This window comes from Nonomuraea sp. NPDC001831 (assembly GCF_042892035.1).
Taxonomy (GTDB): domain Bacteria; phylum Actinomycetota; class Actinomycetes; order Streptosporangiales; family Streptosporangiaceae; genus Nonomuraea.
The window spans coordinates 351,177-366,313 of record NZ_JBIATU010000003.1 but is presented as its reverse complement, the minus strand read 5'-3'; the positions used below and the strand labels follow the sequence as shown (position 1 = coordinate 366,313).

At 73.7% G+C, this 15,137-nt stretch carries 17 protein-coding genes; 8 read left to right on the top strand and 9 right to left on the bottom strand.

Annotated features, from left to right (window positions below; all coding sequences use genetic code 11):
• Positions 1-25 precede the first annotated feature (25 nt).
• A complete protein-coding gene (locus ACFYYW_RS12710) occupies positions 26-961 on the bottom strand; it encodes an endonuclease/exonuclease/phosphatase family protein (protein WP_387647875.1) in 936 nt (311 codons plus the stop codon).
• Between the two features lie 67 nt (positions 962-1,028).
• Here ACFYYW_RS12710 and ACFYYW_RS12705 point away from each other — a divergent pair, with 67 nt between their 5' ends.
• A complete protein-coding gene (locus ACFYYW_RS12705) occupies positions 1,029-2,282 on the top strand; it encodes an ArgE/DapE family deacylase (protein WP_352323685.1) in 1,254 nt (417 codons plus the stop codon).
• Positions 2,283-2,301: 19 nt separating this feature from the next.
• Here the strand turns inward: ACFYYW_RS12705 and ACFYYW_RS12700 are convergent, their stop codons facing one another.
• On the bottom strand, positions 2,302-2,619 hold the full coding sequence (locus tag ACFYYW_RS12700; RefSeq protein ID WP_352323684.1) for a rhodanese-like domain-containing protein: 318 nt from the start codon (positions 2,617-2,619) through the stop codon (positions 2,302-2,304).
• A 37-nt stretch (positions 2,620-2,656) separates the two neighbouring features.
• Between ACFYYW_RS12700 and ACFYYW_RS12695 the strand changes: the two genes are divergently transcribed.
• A complete protein-coding gene (locus ACFYYW_RS12695) occupies positions 2,657-3,295 on the top strand; it encodes a TetR/AcrR family transcriptional regulator (protein ID WP_387647872.1) in 639 nt (212 codons plus the stop codon).
• A 15-nt stretch (positions 3,296-3,310) separates the two neighbouring features.
• On the opposite strand, the gene ACFYYW_RS12690 is transcribed toward ACFYYW_RS12695, so the two are convergent.
• The 3 genes from ACFYYW_RS12690 to ACFYYW_RS12680 are packed head-to-tail and all read right to left on the bottom strand — an operon-like array spanning position 3,311 to position 6,269.
• The gene (locus tag ACFYYW_RS12690) at positions 3,311-4,114 is read right to left on the bottom strand and encodes an ABC transporter ATP-binding protein (RefSeq protein WP_352323682.1); all 804 of its coding nucleotides are present in this window, start codon (positions 4,112-4,114) and stop codon (positions 3,311-3,313) included.
• The gene (locus ACFYYW_RS12685) at positions 4,114-5,121 is read right to left on the bottom strand and encodes a FecCD family ABC transporter permease (protein WP_387647870.1); all 1,008 of its coding nucleotides are present in this window, start codon (positions 5,119-5,121) and stop codon (positions 4,114-4,116) included. Before ACFYYW_RS12685 ends, ACFYYW_RS12690 begins: the two co-directional genes overlap by 1 nt.
• Complete coding sequence (locus ACFYYW_RS12680) at positions 5,118-6,269, bottom strand: FecCD family ABC transporter permease (RefSeq protein WP_387647867.1); 1,152 nt, start codon at positions 6,267-6,269, stop codon at positions 5,118-5,120. Before ACFYYW_RS12680 ends, ACFYYW_RS12685 begins: the two co-directional genes overlap by 4 nt.
• A gap of 85 nt (positions 6,270-6,354) precedes the next feature.
• On the opposite strand from ACFYYW_RS12680, the gene ACFYYW_RS12675 reads away from it, so the two are divergent.
• Positions 6,355-7,380 carry an ABC transporter substrate-binding protein gene (locus ACFYYW_RS12675; protein WP_387647865.1) on the top strand — a complete coding sequence of 342 codons (1,026 nt, stop codon included), beginning with the start codon at positions 6,355-6,357 and terminating at the stop codon, positions 7,378-7,380.
• Here ACFYYW_RS12675 and ACFYYW_RS12670 read toward each other — a convergent pair.
• Together ACFYYW_RS12670 and ACFYYW_RS12665 are read right to left on the bottom strand one after the other, a co-directional pair.
• Positions 7,374-9,791 (bottom strand): helicase-associated domain-containing protein, encoded by a 2,418-nt coding sequence (locus ACFYYW_RS12670; protein ID WP_387647862.1) that lies wholly within the window; start codon positions 9,789-9,791, stop codon positions 7,374-7,376. The genes ACFYYW_RS12675 and ACFYYW_RS12670 overlap by 7 nt on opposite strands.
• Before the next feature lie 77 nt (positions 9,792-9,868).
• Positions 9,869-10,363, bottom strand: coding sequence for an ATP-binding protein (locus tag ACFYYW_RS12665; RefSeq protein WP_352323676.1), 495 nt, complete (start codon positions 10,361-10,363; stop codon positions 9,869-9,871).
• A gap of 232 nt (positions 10,364-10,595) precedes the next feature.
• Between ACFYYW_RS12665 and ACFYYW_RS12660 the strand changes: the two genes are divergently transcribed.
• The 5 genes from ACFYYW_RS12660 (at position 10,596) to ACFYYW_RS12640 (ending at position 13,614) form a co-directional block, all read left to right on the top strand.
• Positions 10,596-11,417: a helix-turn-helix transcriptional regulator gene (locus ACFYYW_RS12660; RefSeq protein WP_352323686.1), complete on the top strand. Its 822-nt coding sequence runs from the start codon at positions 10,596-10,598 to the stop codon at positions 11,415-11,417.
• Complete coding sequence (locus ACFYYW_RS12655) at positions 11,418-11,654, top strand: DUF397 domain-containing protein (RefSeq protein WP_352323675.1); 237 nt, start codon at positions 11,418-11,420, stop codon at positions 11,652-11,654. It abuts the gene before it with no gap.
• Positions 11,655-11,754: 100 nt separating this feature from the next.
• Positions 11,755-11,994: a hypothetical protein gene (locus ACFYYW_RS12650; RefSeq protein WP_352323674.1), complete on the top strand. Its 240-nt coding sequence runs from the start codon at positions 11,755-11,757 to the stop codon at positions 11,992-11,994.
• A 43-nt stretch (positions 11,995-12,037) separates the two neighbouring features.
• Positions 12,038-12,781, top strand: a complete 744-nt coding sequence (locus ACFYYW_RS12645) for a hypothetical protein (RefSeq protein ID WP_387647858.1) — start codon at positions 12,038-12,040, stop codon at positions 12,779-12,781.
• A 35-nt stretch (positions 12,782-12,816) separates the two neighbouring features.
• Positions 12,817-13,614: a maleylpyruvate isomerase family mycothiol-dependent enzyme gene (locus ACFYYW_RS12640; RefSeq protein ID WP_387647856.1), complete on the top strand. Its 798-nt coding sequence runs from the start codon at positions 12,817-12,819 to the stop codon at positions 13,612-13,614.
• A 10-nt stretch (positions 13,615-13,624) separates the two neighbouring features.
• Here the strand turns inward: ACFYYW_RS12640 and ACFYYW_RS12635 are convergent, their stop codons facing one another.
• The gene (locus tag ACFYYW_RS12635; RefSeq protein ID WP_352323671.1) at positions 13,625-14,209 is read right to left on the bottom strand and encodes a histidine phosphatase family protein; all 585 of its coding nucleotides are present in this window, start codon (positions 14,207-14,209) and stop codon (positions 13,625-13,627) included.
• Complete coding sequence (locus ACFYYW_RS12630) at positions 14,202-15,128, bottom strand: TIGR03621 family F420-dependent LLM class oxidoreductase (RefSeq protein ID WP_387647853.1); 927 nt, start codon at positions 15,126-15,128, stop codon at positions 14,202-14,204. The genes ACFYYW_RS12635 and ACFYYW_RS12630 overlap by 8 nt, the downstream gene beginning before the upstream one ends.
• Positions 15,129-15,137 lie beyond the last annotated feature (9 nt).

Sequence of the window (15,137 nt, the reverse complement as noted above, 5' to 3'; positions counted from 1 at the left end):
GGTCCTGTTCCCGCCGGCGTCCGGGTCACGGCAGCAGGAGCTCGGCGTACACCGGACGGTGGTCGCTGCCGACCGGCGCGAGCACCCGGAAGTCCCGCACCGCCATGCGCTCGCCGGCCAGCACGTGGTCGATCGTCACGCCGGGCAGCGGCCCCCATCCGCCCCACGTCGCCGACAGGCCCCGGCCCATGGCGTCGGCCGCGTCGCGGTACCCGGCGGCCAGCAGCTCGCGGAGCGGGAGGTGGTCGAGGGTGGCGTTGAAGTCGCCGGCCAGCACGCGCAGCCGTCCGTCGCCGCGCGGCAGGCGTTGCAGGCCCGCCAGCCAGCACGGCCGCCTGCCCGTGCGCTTGGGGGCACACGGATGCACCGAGACGATCTCCACCCGGGCCCCGTCGGGATGTCTCAGCACGGCCGTGGCCTGGCCGAACCCGCCCGCCTCGATCAGCTCGCCGGCGGTGAGGGGATGGCGGGCGTACACGGCCGAGCCGCCCGCGCCCGGGGCGGGCCACGTCACCGCGTACGGCAGCAGCTCGCGCAGCCCGGCCGCCGCCAGCCGCCGCTCGGCGAGGGGCGTGAACTCCTGCAACGTCAGCACGTCCGGCCGCAGCGACCTGACCTGCGCGGCCAGGCCGGCCGCGTCGGCCGTGCCGAGCAGCAGGTTGGCGGCCAGCACGCGCAGCGGCGCGCCGTGGGCGGCCGGCAGGGCGTCGGGCAGGGCGTCGGGCAGGGCGTCGGGCAGGGCGCGGGGCAGCACCGCGGCGCCCAGCGCCAGCACCGTGACCAGCGCGACCGCCCCCGCCGCCCACCGCCGCAGCAGCCCGGCCAGGGCCAGGCCCAGCGCCGCCCCCACCGCCGCGTGCGGCGTGAACGCGACCACCGGCACCCACGGCCAATCCGGCTCGAACCCGCTCAGACGCACCGCCGCCCAGACGGCGAACGGCGTCACCGCGATCCAGCTCATCCAGCTACGCACGTTCTGTATCGCCATATATCGTGAAAGGCGTTCACGGCGTGAGAAAGTGTGCTCCATGCGCGACGTGGAAGCCAGGGTCCTGAACGCCATCGACGAGGCGGAGACCGTCGGCCTGCTGGCCGAGACGGTGCGCGTCCCGAGCGTCACGGGCACCGACGCCGAGTCCGACCTCCAGCACCGCTTCGCCCGCCTGCTCACCGAGGCCGGCCTGGACGTGGACGTCTGGAAACTCGACCTCGCCGACCTCACCGCGCGCGCCGGCTTCCCCGGCACCGAGGCCCCCAGGCAGGAGGGTTACGGCGTCGTCGCCGTGACCGAGGGCGAAGGCGTGCCGGCGCTGGCCCTCCAGGGCCACGTGGACGTCGTCCCGACCGGCGACCTGGCCAAATGGGAGGGCAGCGACCCGTTCGCCGCCCGGATCACCGGCGACGTGCTGCACGGCAGGGGCGCCTGCGACATGAAGGCCGGCCTGGTGGCCAACCTGGCCGTCGTACGGGCGCTGAAGCGGGCGGGGGTGCGCCTGGCCAGGCCCCTCGCGGTGCACTGCGTGATCAGCGAGGAGGACGGCGGCCTCGGCGCGTTCGCCACCCTGGCCAGGGGGCACACGGCGGAGGCCGCGGTGATCACCGAGCCGACCAGCGGCGCGGTCATCACCGCCAACGCCGGCGCGCAGACCTTCCGGCTGGAGATCGCCGGCCGCGCCGCGCACGGCGCCACGCGGTACGAGGGCGTCAACGCGATCGAGGTCTTCTGGCCGGTGTTCGAGGCGATCAGGCGTCTGGAGGCCGAACGCAACCGGGACGTGCCGGAGCTCTTCGGCGACAACCCCATGCCGTACCCCATCGAGGTCGGCACCGTGCGGGCCGGCGACTGGGCGAGCACCGTGCCCGACCTGCTGGTGGCCGAGGGACGCCTCGGTGTGCGGCTGGAGGAGGACCCGGCCGCGGCGCGGGCGGCCTTCGAGGAGGCCGTCGCCTCGACCGGCCACCCGTGGCTGCGGGACAACCCGCCCGCGGTGACCTGGCCGGGCGGCCAGTTCGCCAGCGGCCGGCTGCCCGCCGGGCACGAGCTGCTCGGCGCGGTGAACGAGGCCGTCGCCGACGTCGCGGGCCGCCGTCCGGCCGAGGCCGCCGCGCCGTACGGGAGCGACCTGCGCCTGTACGCGGCGGGCGGCGTCCCGACCCTGCACTACGGCCCGGGGGACGTCCGGTTCGCGCACGCGCCCAGGGAGCAGGTCGAGCTGGCCGAGCTGCGCGAGGTCACCCGCGCGCTGGCGCTGCTCGCGGTGCGCCGCTGCGGCGTCCTGTGAGCGGTTCCCGGTACGACCGTCACAGGGACGACTCGACCGGCAGGCCGGCCCCGACCCAGTCCTCGATGCCCTCGACGTACCGGCGCACGTCGGTGTAGCCGAGCGCGGTCAGCCGGTTGGCCACGGCCTTGCTGTTGCCGCAGGCGGGGTTGGAGCAGTAGGTGACGATGGTGGCGTCCTTGTCGGGCAGCAGCTCGGCGGCGCGCTCGGCGACCTCGCTCTCCACCAGGGCGACGGCCCCGGGCAGGTGCTGCTGGGCGTAGTAGGAGCCGCCGAGCGTGTCGAGCACGGTCACGCTGCCCAGACGGGCGTGCAGCTCCTCGCGGGTGATGGTCATTGTGGCCTCCGAGCGAAATGGACTAAAGTCCGGATGTGTGAATGGCCAGGAACCTAACGGACCGCAGTCCGGTTCGTCAAGCGAGCCGCTGGAGCTGCTGACCGGCAAACCGGTCAGGGAACGCGCGGACGCGGCGCGCAACAGGGAGAAGGTGCTCGCGGCCGCCGCGCGGCTGTTCGCCGAGAAGGGCGTGGAGGCCGTGTCGATGGACGCGGTCGCCGCCGCGGCGGGCGTCGGCAAGGGCACGCTGTTCCGCAGGTTCGGCGACAAGTCGGGGCTGGCGGTGGCGCTGCTCGACGCCCGCGAGCGCGACCTGCAACAACGCGTGTTGTCCGGGCCGCCGCCCGTCGGCCCCGGCGCTCCGGCCGCCGAGCGCCTGACCGCCTTCACGGCCGCCTACCTCGACTACCTCTACGCCCACCTCGACCTGGTGCGGATGTCGGAGACGGCCAGCCCGGGGGCCCGCTACCGCATCGGCGCCTACCGCTTCTGGCACCGCCACGTCGCGATCCTGCTGGCCGAGGCGCGGCCCGGCGCCGACGCCGACGTGCTGGCCCACACCCTGCTGGCCGCGATGGGCGCGGAGGCGGCCGGGGTGCTGCGCGAGGAGTACGGCCGCGAGCGCGCGACCGCGGGCATCACGGCCCTGGCCGCCGCCCTCGTCCGGCCGGTCTAGCGCAAGTCGTCCGGCTCAGGCGGGAGCGGTCACCCGCCGCCGTGCCTCCGGCACGATCATCGGCGTGCCCGACTGCGGGTCCTGGATGATCTCGCACCGCAGGTCGAACACCCGGTGGACCAGCTCGGGCGTGACGATCTCGGCCGGCACGCCCTCGGCCACGACCTCGCCGGCCCGCATGACGATCAGGTGGGTGGCGTACCGGCACGCCTGGTTGAGGTCGTGCAGCACGGCGACCATGGTCCGGCCGGCCTCGTGCAGGTCGGCGCAGAGGTCGAGCACCTCGATCTGGTGGGAGATGTCCAGGAACGTGGTGGGCTCGTCCAGCAGCAGGATCGGCGTCTCCTGGGCCAGGGCCATGGCCAGCCACACCCGCTGCCGCTGCCCGCCGGACAGCTCGTCCACGATCCGGTCGGCCAGCCCGGCGACGTCGGTCGCGCGCATGGCCTCGGCCACGGCCGCCTCGTCGGCCCTCGACCACTGGCGCATGAGCCGCTGGTGCGGGTAGCGGCCGCGGGCCACCAGGTCGGCCACGCTGATCCCGTCGGGCACGATCGAGCTCTGCGGCAGCAGGCCCAGCCGCCGCGCCACCTCCTTCGAGGGCAGCGCGGTGATCAGGCTGCCGTCCAGGTGCACGGCGCCCTTCCTGGGCCTGAGCATCCTGGCCAGCGCGCGCAGCAGCGTGGACTTGCCGCACGCGTTCGGGCCGATGATCACGGTGAAGGACTCGTCCGGGATCGCCACGCTGAGCTCGGTGGCCACGACCCGCTGGTCATAGGCGAGGGTGAGGCTGGTGCCCGACAGTCGGTGGTCAGCCATCAGTGACGGTCCTTTCGCAGAAGCAGGGCGAGGTACGTGCCGCCGACGGCGGCGGTGACCACCCCGACGGGCAGCTGGGTCGGCGCGAGCAACCGCTGGGCGACCAGGTCGGAGGCGGTGAGCAGCACCGCGCCCATGAGCGCCGAGGCGCCCAGCGTGACGCCGGGGGAGCGGGTCAGCCGGCGGGCGATCTGCGGCGCGGCCAGCGCGACGAAGACGACGGGCCCGGCCGCGGCGGTGGCCACGCCGGTCAGCAGCACCCCGGCGGTGACGGCGGCGGCCCGTACGGCCTCGACCTTGACGCCCATGGCCCTGGCCGCGTCGTCGCCCATCTCGATCATCCGCATCGGCCGCGCCACCAGCGCGCACACCGGCAGCAGGACGGCCAGCGCCACCGCGACCGGGATCGCGTGGTCCCACCCGCGCCCGGCGAGGCTGCCGGTCAGCCACGCGCCCGCGGTGGCCGCGTCGTTGATGTTGGCCCTGGTCAGCAGGTAGTTGTTGACGGCCAGCAGCAGCGTGTTGGCGCCGATGCCGACCAGCACCAGCCGGTAGCCCTGCACGCCGCGCCGGAAGGCCAGCGCGTAGACCAGGACGGCGGTGACCACGCAGCCGGCCAGCGCGCCGCCCGCGATCGTCATGGCCGAGCCGCCCGCGACGACGGCCAGGATGCCGCCCGTCGAGGCGCCGGCGGTGAAGCCGATGAAGTCGGGGCTGCCCAGCGGGTTCTTGGTCAGGCTCTGGAAGATCGCGCCGCCCGCCCCGAACGCCGCCCCCACCAGCAGCCCGGTGGCCACGCGCGGGGCCCGCAACCTGCTCACGATCAGCTCGGCGACCGGCGTGCCCTGGCCGAACAGGGCGTCCAGGACGTCGGGCACGGAGACGGTGAACTCGCCGGTGGCGATCGCCGCCACGCCCACCCCGCAGCCGACCGCCACGAGGGCGGCGCAGACGAGCAGGGACCGGGGCGCGAGCCGTACGGACCAGGGGCCGAGACGGACGGTCACAGCGCCGCCACCCGCCTGCGCCGGGCCAGCAGGATGAAGATCGGCGCGCCGATCACCGCCCACACGATGCCCACCTGCACCTCTCCCGGCCGCGCGATCAGCCGTCCGACGACGTCGGCGCCCAGCAGCAGCACCGGCGCGGCCAGCGCCGAGTACGGCAGCACCCACCGCTGGTCGCCGCCCACCAGCGCGCGCACGGCGTGCGGCACGACCAGCCCGACGAACCACAGCGGCCCGGCGGCGGCGGTCGCGGCCCCGCACAGCAGCGTGACGGCCACGCCGGTGAGCACGCGCGTCCTGCCGACCGCGACGCCCAGCGAGCGCCCGGCGTCGTCGCCGAGCGAGAGCATGTTGAGCGGCCTGGCCAGCGTCAGCCCGAGCGCCAGCCCCGCCACCATGAACGGCGCCAGCCGCACCAGCGTGTCCGCGTCCTGCCCGGCCAGCGAGCCGGTCAGCCAGAACCGCATCCGGTCGAAGGTCTGCGCGTCCATGCGCAGGATCGCCGAGGCGACGGCCGTGAACACCATACCGAGCGCGACCCCGGCCAGCGCCAGGCGTACCGGGCCGGCGCCGGAGCGGCCCGCCGCGGCCAGCGCGTAGACGACGACGGAGGCCACCGCGGCGCCGCCGAAGGCGAACCAGACGTACACGGCGGGGTCGGAGAGGCCGAACAGGCCGAGCGCGAGCGTGACGCCGAGCGCGGCGCCCTCGTTGATGCCGAGCAGCCCGGGGTCGGCCAGCGGGTTGCGGGTCAGGCTCTGGATGAGCGCCCCCGCCAGGCCCAGCGTCGCGCCGACGCCGATGCCGAGCAGCGTGCGCGGGATGCGCAGCTCGCGGATGACGACGTGGTCGCTGGAGCCGTCCGGGGCGAGCAGCGCGTCGATCACCGTCGAGAGCGGCACCGACCGCGCCCCGAGCGCCACGCTCGCCATCGCCACCAGCGCCAGCACCCCCGCGGTCACGACCAGCCCGCTCACCAGCACGGACGCGGACCGCCGCGGTTGCGGCCCCTCCATGGTGGCCGGCGCGGGACCGGACCGGTGGGGTTGCGGCCCCTCCCCGGTGCCCGGCGCGGAACCGGATCGGTGTTCCGCGGTGGCCGCCGGACGCCCGCCGGCGGGCTCAGCCGTGTCCTCAGCCGGGCGCACCCGACCCCCTCTCGTAGCGGTCAAACTTAGGCAAGGCTAATCTAATGTCTCCGTAAGAAGGCAAGCCTAACCTTAGGAGATGGACATGTCGGGACCGGTACTCGCGCGCAGAGGCTTCCTGGCCGCCACGGCAGGGCTCGCGGCGGCCCTGACACTGTCGGCCTGCGGCGGCGGCACCCGGGCGGCCGGCGGCGACGGCGGCGCCACCGCCTCCGCCGCGCCCGCCGCCTCCGCAGCGCGGGGCTGGACGTTCACCGACGACCGCGACAAGAAGCTGGACCTGCCCGAACGCCCGTCCCGGGTGGTGGCCCAGGTGGGCGCCGCCGCCGCGCTGTGGGACTTCGGCGTGCGCCCGGTCGCCGTCTTCGGCCCGCACAAGCTCGCCGACGGAGCCAGGGACCCGCAGGTCGGCAACGTCGACATCGCCAAGGTCGAGGGCCTGGGCAACGTCTGGGACGAGTTCAACGTCGAGAAGTACATCTCCCTCCAGCCCGACCTCCTGGTCAGCAGCATGTACGTCAAGGGCGACCTGTGGTACGTGCCGGCGAAGTCGAAGGAGACCATCGAGCAGGTCGCCCCCACCGCCGGCGTCATGCTCACCGGCCGCAGCGCCACCCAGGTGATCGGCAGGTACGAGGAGCTGGCCAGGTCACTCGGCGCCGACCTCCGGGGCGTGCCCGAGGCCAAGGCCCGCATGGAGGCCGCGACCAGGGAACTGGCCGCCTTCAAGGACCTCAAGATCCTCATGATGTCCGGCGGCGCCGACGCCATGTGGGTCGTCAACCCGCCCGAGTACCCCGACATCGTGCATCTCACCGAGAACGGCCTGAACATCGTCAAGCCCGCGAAGGTCGACGACGGCGGCTTCTTCCAGACCCTGAGCTGGGAGAACGCCGACACCTACGACGCCGACGTGATCCTCTACGACACCCGCACCCAGTCGCTCAAGCCCGAGGAGATGCTGAAGAAGCCCACCTTCGCCAAGCTCCCGGCGGTCAAGGCGGGCCAGTTCTACCCCTGGCGCGCCGAGGCCCCCTTCAGCTACCAGGGCTACGCCGCGTTCCTGGAGGAGCTGGTGTCGAACCTGAAGAAGGCCAAGAAGCTTCAGTAGGCCCCGCGCACCTCGACGATCTCGGCGAGCGGGAACTCCAGGTAGTCGCCCGCCTCCTCGCACCAGGCGTCGAGCGCCCCGCCGCGCAGCTCGCCGTGGCTGATCGTGGCGGTCAGGCCGTCGGCCAGCGTGATGCCGGCGCGCACCCCACGGTCGACGACGAAGCCGAGCAACGACTGCTGGGCGGTCGGCAGCCTGGTGGCCATCCTGCCGATGACCGCCCAGGTGCGGCCGTGCTTGCCGGAGTCGTCCCGGCCGGCCTCGACCAGGCGGCGGGCGTGCTCGTGCGGGTCGGGGGCCGGCTCGGCGATCACGTACGGCGGGTGCGGCTCCGAGCCGGGCGTGAACTCCGACAGCTCGGCCACCTGCCCGCCGGGCAGCAGGATCAGCTTGCCGTTGTGCGGCTCCTCGGCCCTGGCCCGGTGGATGGTGATCTCGCCGGTGTCGGAGACGGGCACGGGGGAGTAGCCGTTCTCGCGCAGGGCGGCCAGCGTGCGCTCGGCCGGGGCCGCGCTGATCAGCACCGTGGGGGCCAGCAGCCGCAGGCCCAGCCGGGCCAGCCGCCGGTGCCCGGCGATCTCGGCGAGCAGCGCGGTGTCGCCGGCCTGCACGACGCAGCCGACCGTGGAGACCGTCACCTCGCCGTGCCGGCGCGCGGTGTCGCGCACCAGGTACTCCAGGGGCTGCGGGATCGTGCCGACCGTGGCCAGTTCGTCGAGCAGCTCGTCGGCGTCGTAGCCGTGGTCGAGCGCGCCGCGCACGCTCTCGGTGGTGAAACGCCACACCGAGGCCGCGCCGCGCGACTCGCGCTCGGCCACCCGGTCGAGCAGCGCCGCCAGCTCGGCCGACGGCGGCCCGGTCACCACCGCGGTGAGGTCGGGCCCGAACAGCGCGCTCCTGCGCACGCTGGCCAGCGCCCTGATGGACGCCTCGGCCAGCACCGGATCGTGCTCGACCTGCGGGACGGCGTCGTCGTTCTCGTCGCCGGGGTCGGCGGTCAGCCCGGCCAGGGCGCGGCCGAGGTCGGTGAGCGCGCCGTTGGCCAGCAGGCCGAGCAGCGTGGCCTCCTCCAGCACGGCCGGCGCGCACTCGGCCAGCAGCGCCTGGTCGAGCAGCGGGGCGTGCCAGTGGACGTTGCGCACGAGGCTGTCGCGGTCGGCGAAGGCGGTGCCGGCCGGCAGGTGGGCCAGCGCCGCCAGCACGGCCCTGCGCACCCTGGCCACCGCGCTGCCCGACGGGTCGTCGCCGAGCACGGTGGCGTACTTGCCGTCGACCTTGCGCAGGGACGAACGCTCCATCCGCCACCACGCCGACAGCAGCACCCGCAGCCGGGCCGAGCCCTCGTCGAGCCGCCAGCGGTCGAAGCGCTCGGTGGGGATCATGCCGCCCGACTGCTCGTCCCAGGCCAGCAGCCTGGCCACCGCGCAGACCTCCAGCAGCAGGCGGGTCTCGTCCTCGTCGCAGCCGGTCTCCTTGGCGACCCTGCGGACCTCGCGCACGCCCACGCCGCCGGTCTTGAGCAGCGGCAGCGGGGTCTTGGAGGTGTTGTCGAGCAGGGCCGCGCAGCGCTCGACCACGTGCGGCGCGGCCAGCGTCATCAGGTGGTCGACCTCCTCGGGGTCGACCGGGATCGAGGCCACCTCGGGCGCCTCGGGCTGGAACGGCGGATGGTAGCCGGGGCCGCGCAGGCACAGCGCCACCTCGCGCGGGATCTCGGCGACGTGCCAGCTCGGGCGGAACAGCAGGCCGTGGTCGGCGCACCACTTCTCCGGCGTGCCGGGGGTGACGAACCGGCCGCCGTCGACGTCGCGGGCGGGGCCGTCCCAGGCGAGGCGGCCGAGCAGCGCGAGCGTGCCGTCGGGGGCGGTAGCCGTCAGCCGGTCGAGGCGGCCGGGGTCGGACAGCAGCTCGATGACGCGGGCGATCGTGCGCCGCTTGTTGCCGTGGGCGGGCAGGCCGAGCACGCGGGCCAGGGCGCGCAGGGCGTCGTTGCTGATCGTCCAGGAGTTGAGGTAGTGCTCCAGCGGCTCGCCCAGGCCGAGCGGCGCCGCCCACCAGCGGGCCACGCCCTCAGCCAGATGGATCACGCCTTCGGCGTCGGGCCAGGCCAGGGCGTGGTCGTACAGATGGTCGAGCCAGGGGGCCACCGTCTCGCCCGGGACGCCGAGGAAGGCGGCCAACCCCTCCGGCGTCGGCCGGGTCATGGTCAGGCCCGCCTCGGCCAGTTGCAGGGCGGGCAGCGGCAGCCCGCGCATGGCCTCCATGACGGCGAAGCCGTTGCCCAGGCGCTGGGCCAGCGTGTCGAGCCTGCGGGGCCAGGGCGGCGCGATGGCGTCGGGCCTGTTGGCCAGGATGCGGGCAAGCCGGTTTTCGTCTAGTGTGCGCAGCCAGCCGAGCAGGTGATCTTCCATCTGTCAGCACTCTCATGGGGTCGCGTGGGACTCACCGTGAGCCATGACCATCCACGGTAGTGCAGAGCACCCCTCCGTCAGGAGAGGACTGCCCAGACGATCTTGCCGTGGGGCGCGAGTGCCGACCACCCCCAGCGGAGGCTGAGTGATTCGACGATGTGGAGACCCAGGCCGCCGGTGTCAAGGGGGCCAGGGTATCGCAGCACGGGCACCGAGGTGCCGGGATCGGTGAACGCGCTGGTGACGAGCGAGCCGCGGCGCACCAGGGACATGTGGACCGGACGCTGGCAGTGGGGCTCGTCGAGGCGCAGGCCGTGGCGCAGGGCGTTGGTGGCGAGCTCGGAGACCACCAGCTCCATGTTCTCGGCCAGCTCGCCGAGCCCCCAGCCGGACAGGGTCCCCGTGGTGAAGCTGCGAGCGGAGTGGACCGAGGAGGCGGTGGGCGGGAGCACGTACGTGGCGCTCGCGGACGGGCCGGTCACCAGGAGATCGCGAGCCGCCTCCGGCCACCAGCCGACGGGCGGCCACCAGTCGAACGTGGTCCACTGGCCGGGCGCCGTGGTGGATTGCACGTGATCATTCTGCGGCAATCTCTCGTGCAGGTGCAAGAGCGAATGCACGTGCAGACAACTCGTGCAAGCGCTACGGTTCTCCTCAAGTGGTCAATATGGGGGAAAGGGGATCTTGTCCGCGGCCCATGATCTTTCGGCCGCCAAGTGACAGACTGTGTCTTCAAGGAAACGACACAAGGAGCAGCACGTGTCCATTGATCCGCCCGGCTCCGGCTCGACCGTTCGGCGCATCATGCTGGGTGCGAGCCTCAGGCGCCTGCGCGAGGCCTCCGGTCTCGACCGCGGCCAGGCCGGGTTCCACATCCGGGCGTCCGAGTCCAAGATCAGCCGGATGGAGCTCGGGCGTGTCGGGTTCAAGACACGTGACGTGGAGGACCTGCTCACCCTGTACGGCGTCGTCGACGATGCCGAACGCCGTGCCCTGCTGGAGATGGTCCGCGAGGCCAACACCCCCGGGTGGTGGCACAAGTACTCCGCCGAGCTGCCCTCGTGGTTCACGACGTACGTGGGCCTGGAGGAGGCCGCGAGCGTGATCCGTACCTATGAGGTGCAGTTCGTGCCCGGCCTGCTGCAGACGGCCTCGTACGCGCGATCGGTCTTCCAGCTCGGCAACCCCGACGCGAGTCCGGACAAGATCGAGCGCCGCGTGCACATGCGCATGCAGCGCCAGGAGCGCTTCACCCAGAAGGACGGCCCCAAGCTGTGGGCCGTCATCGACGAGGCGGCGCTCAAGCGGACCATCGGCGGGCGAGAGGTCATGTCCGAGCAGCTCCAGCATCTGCTGGAAGTCGCCGCCCTGCCCAACATCACCCTCCAGGTGATGCCCTTCAGGTTCGGCAAGCACGCCGCCGAGGGGGGCGCGTTCAGCATCTTGCGGTTTCCCGAGTCCGATTTGTCGGACGTTGTCTACGTCGAGCAGCTCTGGGGTGCCCTGTACCTGGACAAACGTGAGGACATCGACCCGTACCTCACCGCCATGGAGCAACTGTGCGTGGAAAGCACCACGCCAGGGGGCACCGTCGAGCTCATCGGCGGTCTTCTCAGAAAGATGTAGATGAACCACACCTACAACGGCATGCCCGCGGCCGACCTCACCCAGGTCGCCTGGCGCAAGAGCCGCTACAGCAACTCGCAGGGCAACTGCGTGGAGCTCGCGGAGCTTCCCGACGGAGGGATCGCGGTCCGCAACTCGCGCTTCCCCGACGGTCCTGCTCTCATCTATACCCGTGACGAGATCCGGGCCCTGGTGCTCGGCGCGAAGGACGGGGAGTTCGACGGCCTTCTCGTGTAACAGCCTGTTCACCTCCGGCGCGCTCCCTTAACGGGGGCGCGCCGGAGGTGTAACCGGCGGGGAATTTCCGCAGGTCAGGATGTCGTACATGCTCGACCGGATGAATCTGTACCCGATCGCCGACGACGTGCTGCTCGCGCCGGGCGGCAAGGTCGTGGTCCGCACGTACGGCGTGGCGCCCGCGGGCGCCGCCATCTCCTACCGCACCTGGGTGACCGGCCTGCGCGACCAGCCGCGCTACTGGCACTGGGGCCACTTCGAGGACGCCGCCTCCGGGCACCGCCGGGTGCTGGAGTGGCTGACCGGCAGGGGGCCGCGGCCTTCCCAGGCGCTGACCTGATCGCTATCCTCATGCCAAGCAAATGCTTGATAGAGGAGGCGTGGTGCGGCGCGCGATCCACCTGCTCGAAGAGGTCGACTTCCGGCCGATGAACTCCAGGCGGCCGCTGGAGTACCTGACCTGGCTGACCCGCTACAAACGCGAGGACGAGAGCCGCGCCGAGCCCGCCTTGACCACCGGCATGTCCATCAGGTCGCGCGACATCGACCTCGTCGGCGCCTTCTACGCTGTGGGCATCACCGGCCACCCGCAGTTCAAGGCCGTCACGCTGTGGGACTGCCACGGCGGGTGGGACGGCGGCTGGCGCCAGATGATGGACATCTACCAGGGCGTGGACCAGCGCCTGTTCCTGTCCGACATCGACGACCTGCGCTTCTCCGCCTTCTCCAGGCCGCTCGGCGCCGCGCCGGGCTGCCCGCCGCTCGCCGCGGCCCCCGCCGCCGAGTTCTACCTCTTCGAGAGCGCCCGCGTCCGCCCCGGGGCCGCGCTGGACTACCTGGAGGCCGTCCGCACCGAGCGCGCCCCGCTGCTGGCCGAGCACGGCCACACCCTGACCGGCCTGTACGAGGTGCTGTTCTGCGACACCGAGGCGGTCACCATGTGGGCCGTCTCGCTGGACGACCACCTGGCCACCCAGCGGGCCCGCGACGCCGCGCTCGGGCTCGACGACGAGGTCGCGCCCGACTCCCGGCTGCTCGACTGGGGCAGGCGGGCCCGCGGCTACCTCGAAGGCCCCTGGCGGGAGACCCTGCTCGCGCCGTTTCCCGGCAGCCGTCTGGCGCGGTGACCGCGGCCGGGTTAGCGTCGGCTGCGGAGGCAGCCATGACGGACCCGTACCTCTACGGCGGCCCGCCGCCGGGGCTGCGCGCGGCCGTGTTGTCGGGGGCCCGCCGCCGGCGCGCGCCCGCCGCCGGTGGCGTGGCGTCCGTGACCGTGCCGTACGCCGAGCAGGTGGCGCTCATGGACGACCTGCTCGCCGAGCTGAGCCCGGCCCAGTGGGACGCGCCGATCGCCCGGCACGGCACGGTCCGCGACCTGGTCGCGCACCTGACCGCCAACGACGCCACCGTGGCCGCCTTCATGGGGCTGCCCGGCGCGGGCGCGGCCCCGGAGCACCGGCGCTGGCGGGAGCAGGCCGGGGCGTTGCTGGACCGGCTCTCCAGGGCCGGCGAGGTGCTGCTCGGGGTGGAGGTGGCGCTGGCGGGGGTGCGCCCGGCCCGCGCGCCGCTGCGCCAGGCCCTGATCCAGCGCACGTTCGAGACCTGGACGCACGCCGACGACATCAGGGCCGCGACCGGCCGCCCGCCCGCGCCGCCGCGTGCCGGGCACGTGCGCCTGATCGCCGGGTTCGGCCTGGCGCTGCTGCCCCGGGCGCTGCGCGGGCCGCGCCCCGACGTCTCGGTCACCGTCGTGCTGACCGGGCCCGGTGGCGGCACGTGGACGGTCCCGCTCTCGCGCACCCCGGGCGCGGACGCCGGGATGATCTCGGCCGGCGCGGTGGACTTCTGCCGGCTGGTGGCCGGCCGGTGGCCCCCGGACGCCTTCCCGCACGCGTCGGAGGGCGACCGAGAGCTCACGCGCGATCTGATCCGCGCCGCCGCCACCCTGGGCTGCGACTGACGAACCCCCCTCAGGCGACCGGTGAGTTCCAGCTCAGCAGCACCGGTTCGGCGTGCTCGAAGCCGAGCCGGGAGTAGGTGCCGGTGTCGAGCCGCAGCAGCCGGCCGTCCGCCGGGTCGAGGCCGAGCCAGCGGGCGGCCAGCACGCGCAGGAAATGGCCGTGGGCCACCAGCACGACCCGCCCCTCGGCCCCGCGGGCCCGCTCGATCACCCGGTCGGCGCGCGCGGCCACCTCGGCGGCGCTCTCGCCGGGATGCTCGGCGTCGCCGGGGATCACGCCGTCACGCCACAGGTACCAGCCGGGCCGGGTCTTCCTGATGTCCGGCGTGGTGATGCCCTCGTAGCCGCCGTAGTCCCACTCCCACAGGTCGGGGTCGACCTCGTAGTCCGTCAAACCGGCCAGCTCCGCCGTACGGCGGGCCCGCTGCGCGGGGGAGACCAGCGCCAGCCCGAACGCGGACGCCTTGACCAGCGGCGCCAGCGCCCTGGCCTGGTCCTCCCCCTCGGGCGTCAAGGGCAGGTCGGTACGGCCGGTGTGCCGGCCTGCCGTGCTCCATTCGGTGGCTCCGTGCCTCAGCAACAACATCTCATCCATGAGGTCCATCATCCGGCAGAGCCGCCAGCTCCTCGACGACCGGGGTGAAGGCGGCCAGGTCACGCTCGTGGTGCAGCACGAAGTAGGTGACGCCGTGCGCGTCGCGCCAGTGGCGCAGCTGGTCCGCGATGTCGCGGCGGGTGCCGAGCAGCACCTGCGGCGTGTCGCCGAGCCGGGAGCTGTCGGCGGCGCTCCACGACTCCTCCGGCTTGCGCTCGCCCACCTGCATCACGCTGGTGCCGATCTCCAGCAGGTGGTGGCGGGGGCTGCGCCGCAGCAGCGCCAGCTTGGCGAGGAACGCCTCCGGCCCGGCGTCGCGCGGGTCGGGGCCGGTGCCGTCCGGTTTGACGCGGGTGCCGAGGTTGACGATGTCGGCGTGCTCGGCGGCCAGGGCGAGCATCCGGGGGCCGCCGCCGCCCAGCAGGATCGGCGGGCGCGGGCGCTGCACCGGCCGGGGCTCCTGCTCCAGCCCGGCCAGGCGGTAGTGCGCGCCCTCGTAGGTCAGCGGGCCGCCGTCCCACAGGCCCTTGATCACTTCCAGGGCCTCGCGCAGCCGGTCGAGGCGCACGCCGGGCGGGTCGAGCCGCAGCCCGGCCCGTCCGTAGTCGTCGGCCATCCAGCCGGTGCCGAGGCCCAGCTCCAGGCGTCCGCCGGAGAGCAGGTCCAGGGTGGCGGCCTCCTTGGCCAGCACGGCCGGGTGCCGGAAGTCGTTGGCGAACACCAGCGTGCCGACGCGCAGCCGGGTGGTGGCGCAGGCCGCCGCCGTCAGCGCAGCGACCGGCGCGAAGCGCGGGCCGACCAGGTGGTCGGGCACCAGCAGCACGTCGAAGCCGGACGCCTCCAGCCGCCTGGCCCGCTCGGCCCACTCCTTGCCGGACCGCGCCCCGCGCAGCACCGCACCGAACCTGAACCCTCGCACGGCATCCTC

What these genes read in the sequence shown, in the direction of transcription:
- ACFYYW_RS12710 (WP_387647875.1), bottom strand. Translation starts at nt 961, where the DNA reads ATGAGCTGGATCGCGGTGACGCCGTTCGCCGTCTGGGCGGCGGTGCGT.
- ACFYYW_RS12705 (WP_352323685.1), top strand. Translation starts at nt 1,029, where the DNA reads ATGCGCGACGTGGAAGCCAGGGTCCTGAACGCCATCGACGAGGCGGAG.
- ACFYYW_RS12700 (WP_352323684.1), bottom strand. Translation starts at nt 2,619, where the DNA reads ATGACCATCACCCGCGAGGAGCTGCACGCCCGTCTGGGCAGCGTGACC.
- ACFYYW_RS12690 (WP_352323682.1), bottom strand. Translation starts at nt 4,114, where the DNA reads ATGGCTGACCACCGACTGTCGGGCACCAGCCTCACCCTCGCCTATGAC.
- ACFYYW_RS12675 (WP_387647865.1), top strand. Translation starts at nt 6,355, where the DNA reads ATGTCGGGACCGGTACTCGCGCGCAGAGGCTTCCTGGCCGCCACGGCA.
- ACFYYW_RS12670 (WP_387647862.1), bottom strand. Translation starts at nt 9,791, where the DNA reads ATGGAAGATCACCTGCTCGGCTGGCTGCGCACACTAGACGAAAACCGG.
- ACFYYW_RS12660 (WP_352323686.1), top strand. Translation starts at nt 10,596, where the DNA reads ATGCTGGGTGCGAGCCTCAGGCGCCTGCGCGAGGCCTCCGGTCTCGAC.
- ACFYYW_RS12655 (WP_352323675.1), top strand. Translation starts at nt 11,418, where the DNA reads ATGAACCACACCTACAACGGCATGCCCGCGGCCGACCTCACCCAGGTC.
- ACFYYW_RS12650 (WP_352323674.1), top strand. Translation starts at nt 11,755, where the DNA reads ATGAATCTGTACCCGATCGCCGACGACGTGCTGCTCGCGCCGGGCGGC.
- ACFYYW_RS12640 (WP_387647856.1), top strand. Translation starts at nt 12,817, where the DNA reads ATGACGGACCCGTACCTCTACGGCGGCCCGCCGCCGGGGCTGCGCGCG.
- ACFYYW_RS12635 (WP_352323671.1), bottom strand. Translation starts at nt 14,209, where the DNA reads ATGGATGAGATGTTGTTGCTGAGGCACGGAGCCACCGAATGGAGCACG.